This window comes from Alitiscatomonas sp. (assembly GCF_037242085.1).
GTDB classification, from domain to species: Bacteria; Bacillota; Clostridia; order Lachnospirales; family Lachnospiraceae; genus Alitiscatomonas; species Alitiscatomonas aceti.
On record NZ_JAXXBR010000114.1, the window covers coordinates 1 to 16,946 of the forward strand.

The 16,946-nt window shown below is 52.3% G+C and carries 16 protein-coding genes; 14 read left to right on the plus strand and 2 right to left on the minus strand.

The features are described 5' to 3' along the window. Nucleotides 1–131, minus strand: a 131-nt coding sequence (locus tag WIH05_RS11755; protein ID WP_337425440.1) for a LysR family transcriptional regulator, incomplete at its 3' end; no start/stop codon positions are given. A gap of 143 nt (nucleotides 132–274) precedes the next feature. Here WIH05_RS11755 and WIH05_RS11760 point away from each other — a divergent pair. Together WIH05_RS11760 and WIH05_RS11765 are read left to right on the plus strand one after the other, a co-directional pair. Continuing rightward, nucleotides 275–1,318: a threonine aldolase family protein gene (locus WIH05_RS11760; RefSeq protein ID WP_337425427.1), complete on the plus strand. Its 1,044-nt coding sequence runs from the start codon at nucleotides 275–277 to the stop codon at nucleotides 1,316–1,318. Between the two features lie 26 nt (nucleotides 1,319–1,344). Beyond that, nucleotides 1,345–2,565 (plus strand): dicarboxylate/amino acid:cation symporter, encoded by a 1,221-nt coding sequence (locus tag WIH05_RS11765; RefSeq protein ID WP_022273240.1) that lies wholly within the window; start codon nucleotides 1,345–1,347, stop codon nucleotides 2,563–2,565. A 95-nt stretch (nucleotides 2,566–2,660) separates the two neighbouring features. Here the strand turns inward: WIH05_RS11765 and pcp are convergent, their stop codons facing one another. Continuing rightward, a complete protein-coding gene (gene pcp, locus WIH05_RS11770; RefSeq protein WP_022273239.1) occupies nucleotides 2,661–3,302 on the minus strand; it encodes a pyroglutamyl-peptidase I in 642 nt (213 codons plus the stop codon). 203 nt (nucleotides 3,303–3,505) lie between these two features. On the opposite strand from pcp, the gene yaaA reads away from it, so the two are divergent. The 12 genes from yaaA (at nucleotide 3,506) to WIH05_RS11830 (ending at nucleotide 16,806) form a co-directional block, all read left to right on the plus strand. Beyond that, complete coding sequence (gene yaaA, locus WIH05_RS11775) at nucleotides 3,506–4,312, plus strand: peroxide stress protein YaaA (protein WP_022273238.1); 807 nt, start codon at nucleotides 3,506–3,508, stop codon at nucleotides 4,310–4,312. Beyond that, on the plus strand, nucleotides 4,313–5,188 hold the full coding sequence (locus tag WIH05_RS11780; protein WP_022273237.1) for a methionyl aminopeptidase: 876 nt from the start codon (nucleotides 4,313–4,315) through the stop codon (nucleotides 5,186–5,188). 144 nt (nucleotides 5,189–5,332) lie between these two features. Beyond that, complete coding sequence (locus WIH05_RS11785) at nucleotides 5,333–5,971, plus strand: hypothetical protein (RefSeq protein ID WP_022273236.1); 639 nt, start codon at nucleotides 5,333–5,335, stop codon at nucleotides 5,969–5,971. A 140-nt stretch (nucleotides 5,972–6,111) separates the two neighbouring features. Then, on the plus strand, nucleotides 6,112–6,906 hold the full coding sequence (locus tag WIH05_RS11790) for a hypothetical protein (RefSeq protein ID WP_022273235.1): 795 nt from the start codon (nucleotides 6,112–6,114) through the stop codon (nucleotides 6,904–6,906). Nucleotides 6,907–7,394: 488 nt separating this feature from the next. Continuing rightward, a complete protein-coding gene (gene ilvB, locus WIH05_RS11795; RefSeq protein WP_215653198.1) occupies nucleotides 7,395–9,056 on the plus strand; it encodes a biosynthetic-type acetolactate synthase large subunit in 1,662 nt (553 codons plus the stop codon). A 4-nt stretch (nucleotides 9,057–9,060) separates the two neighbouring features. Further along, nucleotides 9,061–9,609, plus strand: a complete 549-nt coding sequence (gene ilvN, locus WIH05_RS11800; RefSeq protein WP_022273232.1) for an acetolactate synthase small subunit — start codon at nucleotides 9,061–9,063, stop codon at nucleotides 9,607–9,609. A 55-nt stretch (nucleotides 9,610–9,664) separates the two neighbouring features. Continuing rightward, on the plus strand, nucleotides 9,665–10,678 hold the full coding sequence (gene ilvC, locus WIH05_RS11805) for a ketol-acid reductoisomerase (RefSeq protein ID WP_022273231.1): 1,014 nt from the start codon (nucleotides 9,665–9,667) through the stop codon (nucleotides 10,676–10,678). Nucleotides 10,679–10,705: 27 nt separating this feature from the next. Continuing rightward, entirely contained in the window at nucleotides 10,706–12,352 is a 1,647-nt protein-coding gene (gene ilvD, locus WIH05_RS11810) for a dihydroxy-acid dehydratase (protein ID WP_022273230.1), read from the plus strand. Next, a complete protein-coding gene (locus tag WIH05_RS11815) occupies nucleotides 12,352–13,668 on the plus strand; it encodes an ATP-binding protein (protein ID WP_022273229.1) in 1,317 nt (438 codons plus the stop codon). Before ilvD ends, WIH05_RS11815 begins: the two co-directional genes overlap by 1 nt. A 273-nt stretch (nucleotides 13,669–13,941) precedes the next feature. Then, complete coding sequence (spo0A, locus tag WIH05_RS11820; RefSeq protein ID WP_022273228.1) at nucleotides 13,942–14,754, plus strand: sporulation transcription factor Spo0A; 813 nt, start codon at nucleotides 13,942–13,944, stop codon at nucleotides 14,752–14,754. Between the two features lie 125 nt (nucleotides 14,755–14,879). Continuing rightward, nucleotides 14,880–16,325: a glycogen synthase GlgA gene (glgA, locus tag WIH05_RS11825; protein WP_022273227.1), complete on the plus strand. Its 1,446-nt coding sequence runs from the start codon at nucleotides 14,880–14,882 to the stop codon at nucleotides 16,323–16,325. 22 nt (nucleotides 16,326–16,347) lie between these two features. Next, nucleotides 16,348–16,806 (plus strand): divergent PAP2 family protein, encoded by a 459-nt coding sequence (locus WIH05_RS11830; RefSeq protein ID WP_022273226.1) that lies wholly within the window; start codon nucleotides 16,348–16,350, stop codon nucleotides 16,804–16,806. The last annotated feature ends 140 nt before the right edge of the window (nucleotides 16,807–16,946 follow it).

Genomic DNA, 16,946 nt, shown 5'->3' on the forward strand with positions numbered 1-16,946 from the left:
TCACCAACTTGTTCTTCAATTTTCTGGATGGTGGCGCTCAGGGAAGGCTGGGATATGTGGAGTGCCTCGGCTGCCTTACTGAAGCTGCGCTCTTTATAAACTGAATAAACGTAATCCATATGATTAAACATTGCAGAATTCTCCATAGTATAGATTTTTATTTATAATTATATATTAATATTAGTATTGGATTATTTGTCAAGAGGATGCTTTAATTATCTTAATAAATTACGCGTATTTTATAATTTACTGATTCTGGGGGTACAGAAAAGTTATGATTGATTTAAGAAGCGATACATTAACGATGCCGGATTTACCTATGTTAGAGACTATATTAGCGGCAAAATTAGGGGATGATGGGAGAACGGATTCCAGAGGCCGTGGAGAAGATGCCACAGTGAATCGGTTGGAAGATTTGTCAGCTGAAATAACCGGAAAGGAAGCCGCAGTTTTTATGCCGACCGGAACCTTTGCAAACTCCACAGCGATTATGACATGCTGTCATGCTGGAGACAAGGTTTTAGTTGAAGAGGAGCAGCATATTCTACTGACAGAGAAATTTGTATTTGAGAAAGATTATGGACGTTTGATTCCCGTTTGTTACAGGTTGGATCACAAGCACATGCCGGATCCGGAAGAGATTGACCGGTTGCTTTCAGAAAGTGGGTCAAAGCTGGTATGTCTGGAAAATTCTCACAATTCGGCAGGCGGATACTGCATTGATTGTTCCACGCTGGAAAAAATAAGAAAAGTAGCTGATAAGCATGGCGCATGGATCCATATGGATGGAGCCCGGCTGTTTCACGCTGCAGCATATCTGGATACGACGGCCAGCCAGCTCTGCCAATATGCGGATTCTGTCATGTTCTGTGTGTCAAAGGGTCTGGGCGCACCTATAGGCTCTTTACTCTGCAGTACAGAGGATTTCTGTAAAAAAGCCCGTGAGAATCGTAAGCTGTTCGGCGGCGTCATGCGTCAGGCAGGTGTGGCCGCAGCTCCGGCAATTTATGCCCTGGAAAACAATATCGAACGTTTAAGGGAAGATATTGAAAATGCCAGTGTGATCTACGATATGCTGAAGGGAAAGATGAAAAAAATTGGCATACAGGAGGAGGTACAGACCAATATTATTATGCTGGATCTGTCCAAAGCTGGAATTTATGCGGAGGAATTCTGTGAAATAGCAGAAAAAAAGGGTCTTCTCATGCGTCCCTTCCGGAGCCTGGTTAAGGTTCGGATGGTGCTCTATAAGGGAATTACGCGCCAGGATGCGGTCAGGGCTGCGGAAATTGTTCTTGAGATTGATCGTTCTCTGTAAATACTGGGGGAAAGGGGATTACAAAGATGAAGATAGCGGGAAAGAAAATAGGGCTGAGCACGCAGGTTTTTTCTGCCATGATACTGGGAGCAGTTTTGGGACTGCTATTTGGAGATGTCATGGTGAAGCTGGAATTTATTGGAACCGTATGGCTGAACTGCATTAAGCTGATCGTTGTCCCCATGGTTTTAATGACGATTATTACTGGTATTACATCTCAGAAGGACTTAAAGACCCTGGGACGGATCGCTGTACGTATCATGGCTTTTTATATTATTACAACATTGATAGCCAGTGTGGTGGGGTTGCTGGTAGCAGGCATCGTCCAGCCAGGAAAATATGCGAATTTCACCGGTCTGGAGTCTAAGGAGGTTTCTGGCTCTGCGGATATAACCATTGCAGATTTTTTCATTAATATGTTTTCTGCGAACATGTTCCAGACCTTTGTGGAGGCGAATATTCTGCAGACAGTCATCATTGCCATTTTGATCGGTGTGGCTATTATGCTGGTGAAAAATGAGGACCATCGTCAAAAACTGATTTCTGGATGTGATGCTTTATGCAGTATGGTTTTTTCTCTTATTGGAATGATCATGAAGGCATCTCCGGTTGGCATTTTATTCCTTATGGGTGCGTCCTTTGGAAAATATGGTACAGGAATTTTTACATCCATGGCCACCCTGTTAGGAACATATTATTTATCCTGTCTGGTACATATTCTGGTTGTGTATGGAGGCATACTCTTTATTGGCGCCGGAATCAATCCCTTTAAATTTATAAAAGAAAGTGCGGAGCTATGGGTCTATACCCTTTCTACATGCAGCAGCGTAGCTGCAATTCCTGTAAATATGAAAGTGGCGCGTGAAAAATTCAATGTACCGGATCGTATTTCCAGTTTTACCGTGCCTCTGGGTTCTCAGATGAATTATGATGGAAGTGTCCTGCTTTACGGATGTGTGATCATGTTTATCTGTCAGGTCTGCGGACAGGCAGTAAGTATTGAGATGATGTTAAGAGTCGTCTTGTTGTCTGCAATTTTGTCCACAGGAGGCGGAGGTGTTCCGGGAAGCGGTATTGTAAAGCTTTTAGTAGTGGTGGAGGCATTTAACCTTCCAACAGAAATTGTCGGTATTATTGCTGCGTTCTATCGGCTTTTCGATATGGGAACCACAACCAATAACTGTCTGGGAGATCTGGTGGGAACGGTGCTGATTTCCAGGCTGGAGGAAAAACGCAGCAGGAGGTAGGCGGTTAAAGCTGCTGTTGGGAAAAAGACAGTTCCAGACAAAGGGCTGCGGTTCGTATGAGCCGCAGCCCTCTTCCGTCCCCACAGGAATGCCCCTTAATGGATCTCCCCGCCCACTGCCCGGATATCGCATGTGTTGCGGACGGCGGCCTCAATGGCGGCCTCCAGGGCTGCGGTGATGTCTGCAATGGCCATGGACGGCGTATTGGGCTTATTGACTGCCTGGGATGCGGCGTAGGGCACATGGATAAAGCCGCCGCGGACATCCGGGAATTCCTTATGGATATAATAGAGGATCCCGTACATCACATGGTTGCAGATATAGGTTCCGGCGGAGTTGGACAGACTGGACGGATATCCGGCGTCCTTGATGGCCTGGACCATGGCCTTCACGGGAAGATTGCTGAAGTACGCGGCATCCCCGTCCGCAAATACCGGCTCGTCAATGGGCTGGTTTCCTTCGTTATCGGGGATCCTGGCATCGGTGATGTTGATGGCTACCCGCTCCGGCGTTACGCCGAACCTGCCGCCTGCCTGGCCGACGCTTATGACCATATCCGGCTGGAGCTCCTTCATCTTTTCATGGATCCTTTCGATGGATCTGCCGACTACGGTCGGGATCTGCATGGTGACGATCTCTGCCCCGGCGATCTCATTTCTGATACATTTTACGGCCTCCCAGGCCGGATTTATGGATTCGCCGCCAAACGGATCGAACCCTGTGACTAATACCTTCATGACGTTTCCCCTTTCCTGCGGTACACCCCTGCGCAGAATGGTTTGACAAACCCATTCTGTGAATGTATGATAAGTGACGGGGACCCGGGCCGGAGCCGGAAATATCCAGTGCCGGAGCCGGAGCCCCGGGCCGCAGAGCGCGGCCCTCTGATATCCTCATTATACCGAAGGCTGGAAAAATATGCAAGGAGCGAAAACATCTGATGAAGATCATTATTTCCCCCGCAAAGAAAATGGAAGAATGCAGTGACATGTTTGAACCCGGCGGTTTTCCGGTGTTTCTGGACCGGACAAAACGGCTGCATGAACGGCTCTGCTCCATGTCGGAAGAGGAGCTTAAGGAGCTGTTTAAGGCCAACGACCGGATCACACGGGAAAATTTTGAACGGTACCAGGCCATGGATCTGGACCGGGCGCTGACGCCGGCCCTTCTTTCCTATGTGGGGATCCAGTACCAGTATATGGCGCCCCACCTGTTTTCCCATGGTCAGTGGGAATACGTAAAAAACCATCTGCGGATCCTGAGCGGCTTTTACGGGATCCTGCGGCCCGACGACCGGGTAACTCCCTACCGCCTGGAAATGCAGGCCAGGCTGGCAGTGGATGGAAAGAAGGACCTGTACGATTTCTGGGGGAGCAGTCTGTTTGAGGAGCTGACCGGAAAGACAGAAGAGGAGACGGAGCCGGGCAGCGGCGGGAAGGCAGAAAATACGCCGGTGATCTTAAACCTGGCCTCCAGGGAATACAGCAAAGCCATCGAGCCGTTCCTGACGCCGGATATCCGGTTTGTTACCTGCGTCTTTGGCGTGCTGAAGGACGGAAAAGTAAAGATAAAGGCCACGGAGGCCAAAATGGCCAGAGGAGAGATGGTCCGTTTTCTTGCAGAAAACAACGTTACAGATGTGGAAGCGGTCAAAGGGTTTTCCGTATCCGGCTACGGGTATTCCCCGGAGCATTCGGAGGAAAACAGCTTTGTGTTCATAAAAAATCATGGAAAAGAGGAAAAATAAATGTTAAAGAGAATCGGAAGCGGAGACCCATGCTGGTGCGGGAGCAGAAAGCCCTACGGCCAGTGCCACCAGGAATTCGACAGGAAGGTGAGCAGGGCCCGGTTCATGGGACATGAGGTGCCGTCCCACAAGATCATAAAAACGCCGGAGCAGATCCAGGGGATCCGGGAGAGCGGAAAGCTCAATGTGGCGGTGCTGGACTACGTGGCAGAGCGGATCAGGGCCGGGATCACAACGGCGGAGATCGACCAGTGGGTGTATGATTATACAACAAAGCACGGAGGGATCCCGGCTCCTCTGGGCTATGAGGGCTTCCCCAAAAGCGTCTGCACCTCCATTGACGCCCAGGTGTGCCACGGGATCCCGTCAGAGGACGTGGTCTTAAAGGAGGGCGATATCATCAACGTGGATGTGTCCACCATCCTCCACGGCTATTATTCCGATTCCTCCCGTATGTTTATGATCGGGGATGTGGGACCGGAAAAGGAGAAGCTGGTGCGCGTCGCCAGGGAAGCGGTGGAAAAGGGACTCCAGGAGGTGAAGCCATGGGGATATCTGGGAGACATGGGCCAGGCCGTCCATGACCATGTGAAAAAGCACGGCTATACAGTGGTGGAGGATGTGGGAGGCCACGGCGTGGGACTGGAATTCCATGAGGATCCCTTTGTCAGCTATGTGACCCGTCGGGGAACGGAAATGCTCATGGCCCCGGGCATGATCTTTACCATTGAACCCATGGTCAACATGGGCGGCGACGAGATCTTTGTGGACGATGGAAACGGCTGGACCATTTATACGGAGGATGGGAAGCCGTCGGCCCAGTGGGAGATCATGGTGCTGGTGACCGAGGACGGTCATGAGGTGCTGGCCTGGTAAAGGAAATGGAAAAATAGTAACTCTATTTCAAAAAAATAGATAAAATGTGTAAATTTTTCTTGTGATACCTCGGAAGGTTTAGTATAATAGAGTCAGATATCTGAACGGTTATGTACGTGAACCCTATGAAAAGGAGGCAGATCTATGGAGCTGAAGTACGAGAAAATTTATGCACCCGGAACCGACGTTGGCTTAAAGGTCACAAAAGGCCATTTTGCCACCAACCATGCCCACACCAATTATTATATCGATCTGACGACCATCAAGAGCCGCGTCAGTGAGGCCCAGGAGATCGCCAGGGCACTGGTACATATGTACCTGTACGACATGGTCGTGGATACCATCGTATGCATGGAAGGAACAGAGGTCATCGGAACGCTTCTGGCAGAGGAGCTGACAAAGGGCGGCTTCCTGTCCCTGAACGCCCACAAGACCATTTATATCATCAAGCCCGAATTCAACAGCAACAGCCAGATCATGTTCAAGGATAATTTCCGTCCCATGTTAAACGGGAAGAATGTGATCCTTCTGACTGCCACCGTGACCACGGGTCTTACCATCAACAAGGGCATCGAGGGAATCCAGTATTACGGCGGCATCATCCAGAGCGTATCGGCAGTGTTCAGCGCCCTGGACGAGATGAACGGGATCCCCATCAAATCCGTATTCGGAAAGCGGGAGCTGCCGGATTATATGTTCAGCGATTACCGCAACTGTCCGATCTGCAAGGAAGGAAAGAAGCTGGATGCGCTGATCAATCCATACGGATATTCAAAACTGTAAACGGGAAAACGAAAAACGGCGTCCTGCGGCTGTCCCTGGACGCCTTTTTTATGCATAGGAAAAAGCGGCCGGCAGCCGGTCCTTCCGGGGTCCCCATTCCGTGAGAGAAAGCCGTACCATAAGAGAAAGGATAACAGAACATGGAATTAAATAAAAATATGATGCAGAAGACGGTCCTGGCCCTGGTGCTGCTTGCAGTGGCGGCGCTTTCGGCTTTTGTAGTATCGGAAAGAGTATCTGCGCCGGAATACCATAAGGCCTCCATGGAGGCCCTGGAGGAAAAGAAGATTACGGTCATGGAGATGACGGCGGCTGTGGCGGCCAGCTCCATCGCTGTGGCAGCCATTCCGGGGGACGCCACGACTCCCCTGGCGGACCAGATCGCAGAGCTTGGGAGCTATCTGATGATCGCCGCGGGGGCTGTGATGCTGGAGAAGTTCCTTTTGGCCATTACGGGCCATGCGGCCTTTTCTCTTCTGATCCCGGCTGCCTGCGTCCTGGGGATCCTGGGAATGTTTTTATCCTCCGGTGTTTTAAAACGTTTAGCCCTGCGCCTTGCTGTGACCGGCCTTGCCATATTTATGGTGATCCCCGCGAGCTTAAAGGTCAGCAGTCTGATCGAGGAGGCCTTTGAGGTCAGCCAGACCATTGAGGAGGCGGAAAAAGCCGCAGGAGCGGTGGAAGAGGAAGCGGCGGAGGCATCCGGAGAGGAAAAGGGACTGTCCGGCTGGATCTTAGGGGTAGGAGAGAAGCTCAATGGAGCAGTGGATCAGGCCAAAAAGGCGCTGGGCCGCTTTGTGGATGCAGTGGCGGTCCTGATCATCATTAACTGTGTGATCCCGGTGCTGGTGCTGTGGTTCTTCCTCTGGCTTATAAAAACGGCGTTCAGTGTGGACATCCATGTGCCGGCAGACCGGTTCCTGCCGGGAAGATGACCGAAGGCCGGAGCACTGTGACTCTGCCGGGAAGACGACCGGCCGCCTGGCCCCGCAGCGGGGCGCACGGTTTCGTCGTACCATAACCAAGATTTATGGAAAATATGAAAATAAAGCACTTGCAATTTCAGATGAAATTTGTATAATATAAACTAACATTAAGGGAAGGAGACGCAGATACAATGATGATGGAACTGGTACTAATCGCAGTCGTGATCCGAATTATTGGCAGCATTATCGTCGTGGACGGGAATGCTTATTTGCGTTATGCTGAAACTTAAGGGATCTGACGGCAGTATACTCAAAGAAATTTGGGATAGAGAGAAACCTTACAGCACGACGCTGTAAGGTTTTTTTGTATCATGGGAAAGTACATCCTATGATATAAAAAACGCTTTCTGCGGGGACCGCTGTGCGGCGGAAGGGAAATTTTCTGCGGAGGCGGCCCGGAAGATCTGTTTCCATCAACCAGACAAGGGGAAGACTTTATGAAAATGAATGGTGCACGGATCCTGGTGGAGGAGCTGATCCATCAGGGAGTGGAAGTGATATTTGGATATCCGGGCGGCGCGGTCTTAAATATTTATGATGAGCTCTACCTGGCATCAGACCGGATCCGCCATGTATTATCGGCCCATGAACAGGGAGCGGCCCATGCGGCCGACGGCTATGCCAGGGCCAGCGGGAAAACAGGAGTGGTCCTGGCCACCAGCGGGCCCGGAGCCACCAACCTGGTGACCGGCATTGCCAACGCATACCTGGATTCAGTGCCCATGGTGGCCATCACAGGAAACGTGGCAGTCAGCAGCCTGGGGAAGGACTCCTTCCAGGAGGTGGATATCGTGGGGATCACCCAGCCCATCGTGAAGCACAATTTCATGGTGCGGGATATTAAGGATCTCCAGAGGACGATCCAGGAGGCCTTTGAGATCGCCAACGACGGGAGGAAGGGGCCGGTGCTCATCGATATCCCAAAAAACGTCCAGGCGGCGGAGTGGGAATACGATCCGGATATGAAGGCGCCTTCTGTGAAGAAGGCGAGAAAGACCAGCATCAGCAGCCTGGACGAGCTGCTGGAAATGGTAAAGAAAGCAAAGCGGCCGTTTATTTATGCAGGCGGCGGCGTGATCGCCTCGGGTGCTGAAAAAGAGGTCCTGGAGCTTTCAAGGCGGTTAGATGCGGCCGTGGGACTCAGCATGATGGGCCTCACCTCAGTGCCGGCCTCTTATCCGCTGAACCTGGGCATGTGCGGCATGCACGGACAGTACGCCTCCATCATGGCCCAGTCCCAGTGCGATCTGCTGTTTGCTGTGGGCGTGCGGTTTTCGGACCGGGCCACCGGCGACCTGAATGAATATACCAGCAAATGCATGACGGTCCATATCGATATCGACCGGGCGGAGATCGGAAAGAATGTGAGTCCCGATATCAGCATGTGGGGAGATGTGAAGATGATCCTTCAAAGGATCCTGGATGTGCTTCCCCAGTGTGAGCATCCGGACTGGCTCCGCCAGATCGAAGAGTATAAGAGCGCGGAGGTCCTGCCGCCTGCAAAGGGCTTCAGTCCCAGGGCGATCATTGAAGAGGTGAACCGCCACGGGGACGCGGACACGGTGGTGGCCACCGACGTGGGACAGCACCAGATGTGGACCATGCAGTTTTATAAATTTGAAAAGCCCCAGAGACTTCTGACCTCCGGCGGCCTGGGGACCATGGGCTACGGCCTGGGAGCCGCCATCGGAGGCTGCATCGCCAATGGAAGAAAGCGGACAGTGCTTTTTACCGGGGATGGAAGCTTCGGGATGAATTTAAACGAGATGGCCACGGCGGTGAGCCAGAACCTGCCCCTGACCATTGTGGTGATGAACAACGATGTTTTAGGCATGGTGAGACAGTGGCAGACGATCTTTTACGATTGCCATTACTCCCATACCACCCTGGACCGGAGGACGGATTTTCCGGCCCTGGCAGAGGCCTTCGGGGCAAAAGGAGTTTCTGCCCATACCATGGAGGAGCTGAAGAAAGCCCTGGACGAGGCGGATCAGAGCGACGGACCGGTGCTCATCGACTGCCATATCGGTATGGACGAAAAGGTGCTCCCCATGATCCCGCCGGGTCGGTCGGCCAGAGACATGATAGTGAAAGGATAAGCCTATGGAAGAGAGATTTGCCGTTGGCCTGATCGTCAACAACCGCTTTGGTGTCCTGGACCGGATCGCCGGACTTTACGCCAAGCGCTGCTATAACATCGACGCCATCTCCGCCGGACCCACAGAGAACCCGGAATACACCCGGCTCACCATCGTGTCCACGGGAGATGAGTATATGAAGGACCAGGTGGTACGCCAGCTTTATAAGCTTTATGATGTGAAGACTGTGGCCCTCCTGGAACAGGAGCATACATTATTTGCCCAGCATATGTTTGTAAAGATGCATCTGACCGGAACGGAGCGCGGCTCCTCCAAGCACCAGGTGCTGGAGCTGATCAATGAATACGGAGGGAAGGTGGTGGACTTTGGAGAAGAGCACCTGACTGCCGAGATCACAGGGACCAAGGAAAAGGTGGATTCCTTCGTGGAGAAGATCCGCAAGTTTGGGATCCTGGAGTTAAGCAGCTCCGGAGATATCGCCATTGGGATCGGCTGGGACAATACCTTAAGCGTCGCCCCCAGGGAGGCGGAGGAAGATCAGCCGGAACCGTAAGCGCGGATGAAAAAGGCTTTAACCAAATTTTATATATAAAAAAGGAGAAAAAACTATGGCTACAATGTATTATGAGAGAGACTGCAATTTATCACTTCTGGATGGAAAGAAGATCGCTGTGATCGGATACGGTTCCCAGGGCCATGCCCATGCGCTGAACTTAAGGGATTCCGGCTGTGACGTGGTGGTGGGTCTGTATGAGGGCTCTAAATCTGCCGTACAGGCAAAAGAGGACGGCTTTACTGTAATGAATACCGCTGACGCCGTAAAGGCCTCCGATATCATCATGATCCTGGTAAACGATGAAAAGCAGGCGGTTCTTTATAAAAACGATATCAGGGAAAATCTGACCGACGGAAAGACCCTGTGCTTTGCCCATGGTTTTAATATCCACTTTAAACAGATCATCCCGCCGGCCGGCGTGAACGTGATCATGATCGCTCCCAAGGGTCCGGGCCACACCGTCCGTTCCCAGTATGTGGCCGGAAAGGGCGTGCCCTGCCTGGTGGCCGTGGAGCAGGATCCCTCCGGAAATTCCATGGAGGTGGCAAAGGCCTATGCAGCAGGCATCGGCGGAGCCAGAGGCGGGATCTTAGAGACTACCTTTAAAGAAGAGACAGAAACCGATCTGTTCGGCGAGCAGGCAGTCCTCTGCGGCGGCGTGTGCGCCCTGATGGAGGCTGGCTTCAATACGCTGGTGGAGGCCGGATATAAGCCGGAGAACGCATATTTTGAGTGTATCCATGAGATGAAGCTGATCGTAGATCTGATCTTCAACGCCGGATTTGAGGGAATGCGCTATTCCATCTCTGATACGGCTGAGTACGGCGACTACATGACTGGAAAGCGGATCATCACCGATTCCGTAAAGGCAGAGATGAAGCAGGTGCTCACAGAGATCCAGGACGGCACCTTTGCCAAGAACTGGATCCTGGAAAACCAGGTAGGCCGCACCATGTTCAACGCAGCCAGAGCCGCCCATGCGGACACGCTGGCAGCAAAGACCGGCCGTGAGTTAAGGGCCAAGATGGGCTGGAAGCAGGCCCAGAACTTAGACGAGGCAAAATAATCTTAAGGAAGGACAGGAGTGCAGCATATGAATTCTGATCAGGTAAAATCCGGTGTGGAGCGTGCTCCCCACCGTTCCCTTTTAAAAGCCGACGGATACAGCGACGAGCAGATCCGCCGCCCCTTTGTGGGCGTGGTCAACTCATTCAATGAGATCGCCCCGGGCCACGTACACTTACAGACCATTGCCAGGGCCGTCAAGGACGGCGTTCTGGCGGCCGGCGGGACTCCCATGGAGTTTAATACCATCGGCGTCTGCGACGGCATCGCCATGGGCCACAAGGGCATGCATTTTTCCTTAAGCTCCAGGGAGCTGATCGCGGATACCATCGAATGCATGGTAAGCGGCCACTGCTTCGACGCCCTGGTGTTCATTCCCAACTGCGACAAGATCGTGCCGGGAATGCTCATGGCGGCCCTGCGCCTGAACCTCCCCTGTATCTTCGTGTCCGGAGGCCCCATGCTCTCCATTGGACAAAGAGACTTAAATTCCGTGTTTGAGGCCGTGGGAGCCAGGAAGGCCGGTCTCATCGGCGACGGTGAGCTGGCTGAGATCGAGGGAAGCTCCTGTCCCGGCTGCGGCTCCTGCTCTGGTATGTTCACGGCCAACTCCATGAACTGCCTTACAGAGGTCCTGGGCCTGGGCCTTCCCGGAAACGGGACCATCCCGGCGGTTTACGGCGAGCGGATCCGCCTGGCAAAGACGGCGGGGATGCAGGTCATGAAGCTTCTGGAGGACAACATCCGTCCCAGGGACATCGTGACGGAAAAGTCCTTTGAGAATGCACTGACCGCAGATATGGCCCTGGGCTGCTCCACCAACTCAGCCCTCCATCTTCCGGCCATTGCCCATGAGGCGGGGATCTCCATCAATCTCCATATGATCAACGAGATCAGCGAGAAGACGCCCAACCTCTGCCACCTGGCTCCGGCGGGCCATCACCACATGCAGGATCTGATGCAGGCCGGAGGGATCTCCGCCGTGCTAAAGGAGCTGCTGGACGGCGGGATGATCGACGGAAGCTGTATGACCGTCACAGGAAAGACCCTGGGTGAGAACGTGGCCCATGCGAAGAACCGCGATCCGGAGGTGATCCGGCCTCTGGACCGTCCGTATACAAAGACCGGAGGGCTGGCAGTGCTCTTTGGAAACCTGGCGCCCAACGGAGCCATTGTAAAGCGCTCTGCCGTAAAGCCGGAAATGCTGGTGAACACAGGGACAGCCCGGTGCTTCGACTCTGAGGAGGAGGCCATTGCAGCCATTTATGCCGGAAAGATCGTGCCTGGAGATGTGGTGGTGATCCGCTACGAGGGTCCGTCCGGCGGACCTGGAATGCGGGAAATGCTTTCCCCCACCTCCGCCATCGTGGGAATGAAGCTGGATACCACCGTGGCCCTTCTGACGGACGGAAGGTTTTCCGGTGCGTCCTGCGGAGCCGCCATCGGCCATATTTCTCCAGAGGCAGCGGCCGGAGGCCCCATCGCCTATGTGAAGGATGGGGATCAGATCGCCATCGACATTCCAAATTACAGCATAAAGCTGCTGGTTTCCGATGAGGAGATGGAGGAGCGCAGAAGGACCATGAAGTTAAAGGAGCCGAAGCAGGTGACCGGATATCTGAAACGGTATGCCAGAATGGTATCCTCAGCAGACAGAGGAGCAATCGTAGAATAATGAACCAGATCGTATCCAATCTGCTGGTATACGGAAAACTGCCGGAGGACTCGATCCTCTGGCAGCTTTCTGATATCTGCATGAGATTAAAAGACGGGAGCCAGGACAGGGACGTGCTGCGCACCCGGGTATTCGGCCAGGTGAAAAACCTCCTTTCTGTATCCACTGATTATGCCTTTGATAAAAACCTCTGGCAGAATTACCTGACCTTTCTTCTGATCACCAGTGAGAATCCCTTCAGCCTGGTATGTGAAAAGGTGGGAGCCCAGGACGGAACGGTCAATATTTTTGTAAAACATGATCTTGAAATGTTCCGGCAGCTGTTCCATTACGATTTTTCCTGGATGGAGGAGGCGCTTTCCATCGACTGCTTTTACCATCTGACCCATTATAAGGCCATCCGGAAAAAGGAACTGATGTATAACAGGAACGTCAGTGAGAAGGTGCGGGCCCTGAGTGAAAAACTGGCGGAGGCAGAGGATGCAGAGGCCTTTTTTTTCCATGTGACCGGGTTTTACCGGGATTACGGCGTGGGTATGTTCGGACTGAATAAGGCCTTCCGCATTGCCGGGAATGAGGACGGGACCGTCCGCTTCCTTCCCATCAACAATATGGATGCAGTGATGCTGGACGATCTCATTGGCTATGAGCTCCAGAAAAAGAAGCTGGTGGATAATACCCGGGCCTTCGTGGAGGGAAGGGCTGCCAACAATGTCCTTTTATTTGGAGATTCCGGTACAGGAAAATCCACCAGCATCAAGGCCATCGTGAACCAGTTTTACCCCGACGGCCTCAGGATGATCGAGATCTACAAGCACCAGTTCAAGGATCTCTCCGCCATCATCGCCCAGGTGAAGAACCGGAATTACCGGTTCATCATTTATATGGATGATCTGTCCTTCGAGGAATTTGAGATCGAGTATAAGTTCTTAAAGGCCGTCATTGAGGGAGGCGTGGAGACAAAGCCGGATAATGTGCTGATCTATGCCACCTCCAACCGCCGTCACCTTATAAAAGAGACCAGCCGTGACCGGGACGACATGGAGCACGGAGAGGACATGCACCGGTCCGACACCATGGAGGAAAAGCTGTCCCTGGTGAACCGGTTCGGCCTTACCATCTATTACGCCAAGCCGGATAAGAGCGGCTTCAATGCGATGGCTGTGGAGCTGGCACGCCGGGCCGGGATCACGCCGGAGGAGATGAGCGATGAGGAGATCGGTTATGAGGCCAACCGGTTTGAGATGCGGGGCGGCGGTCTTTCCGGCCGGACGGCCCAGCAGTTCGTCAACCATCTTGTGGCAGTGAAGCGGTAGCCTGGGGACAGGGGATCCGAAGGACACAAGGGAAAAACGATAAAAGACATATTATTACATTATGTTCAGAAAAAAGCGTCTATCATGAAAAATGATGATGCTTTTTTTGCGTTCCATGCAAATTGTCAAACGTTGTCGAAAGTTGCGGACGAATTTCATTGCTTCTTTCTCGGTTAAAAGCCTATAATAAAACCGCTTGTTCCCCGTTTTTTAAAAGAAAATGGAAAATGCAGGGGGATAGACATTGATTATGACAGTTCAGGAGGGAATGCTATGGCAGAGGTTTCGGTTGCAATCGCGGATGATAACAGACAGACATTAAATCTGTTGGGAGAGATACTTGAGAAGGAAGACGGGATCCATGTGGTGGGAAAGGCGGACAACGGTGAGGATGCGTATAACATGATCGTGGAGACGAACCCGGATATCGTTCTGATGGATGTGATCATGCCGAGACTGGATGGGATTTCCGTGATGGAGCGGGTCAGGAACAACAGCCAGATGAAGGGAACTCCTTCTTTCATTATGGTAACGGCTGCCAGCAGCCAGGATGTGACCGAGGACGCGTTCCGTCTGGGAGCCAATTACTACATAATGAAGCCGTTCAGCCGGGATGTGGTGCTGGATAAGATACGCCGGGTCAGCCGGGGAAGGGTACGGGCTGCTGCTGCCGGCGACCACGGAGGCGTGCGGCGGGTACAGCCATATCTGGATAAGGCGGCGTACATGGAGCAGAACCTGGAGACCGATGTGACCCAGATGCTCCATGAGATCGGGATCCCTGCCCATATTAAGGGATATCAGTATCTGAGAGATGCCATCATCATGTCGGTGCAGGACGCGGAGATGCTGTCATCGGTGACAAAGATCTTATATCCCACCATTGCCAAGCGTCATCAGACCACGTCCAGCCGTGTGGAGCGGGCCATCCGCCACGCCATTGAGGTGGCCTGGAGCCGGGGAAAGATGGATACCCTGAATGAACTTTTTGGCTATACGGTCAACGGGGGCAAGGGAAAACCGACGAATTCAGAATTTGTGGCACTGATCGCAGATAAGATCCGCCTGGATTATAAGAGAATGTAACCGTCCAGCCATATATAAGAGAATCTAAAAAGTTTATGGACCTACTTTCTAAATCCCTGGGAATGTGGTATACTGAACCTAGTGAAAATGAGCGAAAGCTGTATTAGCGGAAGGATGGGTTCAGTATGAAAAACATATTATTTATCGCTTCGGAGGCTGTGCCTTTTATCAAGACCGGGGGCCTGGCGGACGTTGTGGGTTCTCTTCCCAAATGTTTTGACAAAAAATACTTTGACGTACGTGTGATGATACCCAAATATCTCTGTATAAAAGAAGTGCTCCGCAATGAAATGACCTATATAGACCATTTCTATATGGATTATCTGGGCCAGAGCCGTTATGTGGGGATCCTCCAGTATGTATATGAAGGGATCACATTTTATTTCATCGATAATGAAAGCTACTTCTGGGGGGAAAAGCCCTACGGCGACTGGTATTATGATCTGGAAAAGTTCTCCTTCTTCTCCCAGGCAGCCCTTTCGGCCCTTCCGGTGATCGGATGGAAGCCGGATATCGTCCACTGCCACGACTGGCAGACGGGACTGATCCCAGTCTATTTAAAGGACCGGTTCCGCGGCGGAGAATTCTTCCGCGATATGAAGACGGTCATGACGATCCACAATCTGAAATTCCAGGGTGTGTGGGATGTGAAGACCATCCAGAGATTTTCCGGCCTTCCGGATTACTATTTTACGCCGGATAAGCTGGAGGCCTACAAGGACGGCAATATGTTAAAGGGCGGCCTGGTATATGCGGACGCCATCACCACCGTGAGCAGCACCTACGCAGAGGAGATCAAGACCCCGTTTTACGGCGAGGGCCTGGACGGACTCATGAGAGCCCGGGCCAACGACCTGCGGGGGATCGTCAACGGCATCGACTACGATGATTTCAACCCGGAGACCGATCCCTATATCGCCCAGCAGTATAACGCGAAAAATTTCCGGAAGGAAAAGGCAAAGAATAAGCTGGCGCTCCAAGAGGAACTGGGACTGGCAAGAGATGACAAGAAATTCATGATCGGCATCGTTTCCCGTCTTACGGATCAGAAGGGCCTGGATCTGATCCAGTGCGTGATGGACGAGATCTGTACCGACGATGTGCAGCTGGTGGTCCTGGGAACGGGAGACGATAAATACGAGAACATGTTCCGTCATTATGACTGGAAATACCATGACCGGGTATCTGCCCAGATCTATTATTCGGAGCCCATGTCCCATAAGATCTACGCGGCCTGCGATGCCTTCCTGATGCCGTCCCTGTTTGAGCCCTGCGGCTTAAGCCAGCTGATGGCTCTCCGGTACGGCACTGTGCCCATTGTCCGGGAGACCGGCGGCTTAAAGGATACCGTATGGCCGTACAATGAATACGAGGGGACCGGGACCGGCTTCTCCTTTGCCAATTACAATGCCCATGAGATGTTAAACATCATCCGCTACGCAAAATATATCTACTACAATAAAAAGCGTGAGTGGAACAAGATCGTGGACCGGGATATGGCGGTGGATTTTTCCTGGAATACATCCGCAGGAAAATACCAGGAGCTGTACGACTGGCTGCTGGGCTACTAGGGAATGCAGTTTGGAGGAAACCATGGAGATTTGGAATGAGATACTAGGGAACCAGGTGCTGGTGTGTTCCGTGGCGGGCTGGACGGTGGCCCAGGTCTTAAAGACCATCATTGACGTGGTCTTAAACCGGTCGTTCAACCCGGAGCGGCTGTTCGGCTCTGGCGGGATGCCCAGTTCCCATTCGGCCACGGTATGCGCGCTGACCACGGCATCGGGGCTTAAATACGGCGTGGGCAGCTTTGAATTTGCCATCAGCTTTGTGGTGGCCATGGTCGTCATGTACGATGCCATGGGCGTCCGCCGGGAGACGGGAAAACAGGCGCAGCTTTTAAATAGTGTGTTTTTTGAAAATATACTGAACCTGGACGGAGTCCTGCTCCAGGAGAAACTGAAGGAGTATGTGGGCCATACGCCTCTCCAGGTGGCGGCAGGCGCGGTCCTGGGGATCGGCATGACTCTGGTCATCAGCAGTTTTTACTAGGATCCGCGGAAAAATGGGGATGAAAACCTCATAAGCTATATATTTTGGCGAAAAAATCATTAGGGGATATTGCAATATCTGGCAATATCCCTTATAATGTCAGCAGACCGTTTTCCGGCCTGCTGTTTTTGTGCGCAAAT

Bases quoted from the DNA above. Each gene is read 5' to 3' on its own strand.
- WIH05_RS11785 (WP_022273236.1), top strand. From the start codon at position 5,333: ATGGAGCTGAAGTACGAGAAAATTTATGCACCCGGAACCGACGTTGGC.
- WIH05_RS11830 (WP_022273226.1), top strand. From the start codon at position 16,348: ATGGAGATTTGGAATGAGATACTAGGGAACCAGGTGCTGGTGTGTTCC.
- WIH05_RS11765 (WP_022273240.1), top strand. From the start codon at position 1,345: ATGAAGATAGCGGGAAAGAAAATAGGGCTGAGCACGCAGGTTTTTTCT.
- WIH05_RS11815 (WP_022273229.1), top strand. From the start codon at position 12,352: ATGAACCAGATCGTATCCAATCTGCTGGTATACGGAAAACTGCCGGAG.
- WIH05_RS11780 (WP_022273237.1), top strand. From the start codon at position 4,313: ATGTTAAAGAGAATCGGAAGCGGAGACCCATGCTGGTGCGGGAGCAGA.
- pcp (WP_022273239.1), bottom strand. From the start codon at position 3,302: ATGAAGGTATTAGTCACAGGGTTCGATCCGTTTGGCGGCGAATCCATA.
- yaaA (WP_022273238.1), top strand. From the start codon at position 3,506: ATGAAGATCATTATTTCCCCCGCAAAGAAAATGGAAGAATGCAGTGAC.
- ilvB (WP_215653198.1), top strand. From the start codon at position 7,395: ATGAAAATGAATGGTGCACGGATCCTGGTGGAGGAGCTGATCCATCAG.
- ilvC (WP_022273231.1), top strand. From the start codon at position 9,665: ATGGCTACAATGTATTATGAGAGAGACTGCAATTTATCACTTCTGGAT.
- ilvD (WP_022273230.1), top strand. From the start codon at position 10,706: ATGAATTCTGATCAGGTAAAATCCGGTGTGGAGCGTGCTCCCCACCGT.
- ilvN (WP_022273232.1), top strand. From the start codon at position 9,061: ATGGAAGAGAGATTTGCCGTTGGCCTGATCGTCAACAACCGCTTTGGT.
- WIH05_RS11790 (WP_022273235.1), top strand. From the start codon at position 6,112: ATGGAATTAAATAAAAATATGATGCAGAAGACGGTCCTGGCCCTGGTG.
- glgA (WP_022273227.1), top strand. From the start codon at position 14,880: ATGAAAAACATATTATTTATCGCTTCGGAGGCTGTGCCTTTTATCAAG.
- WIH05_RS11760 (WP_337425427.1), top strand. From the start codon at position 275: ATGATTGATTTAAGAAGCGATACATTAACGATGCCGGATTTACCTATG.
- spo0A (WP_022273228.1), top strand. From the start codon at position 13,942: ATGGCAGAGGTTTCGGTTGCAATCGCGGATGATAACAGACAGACATTA.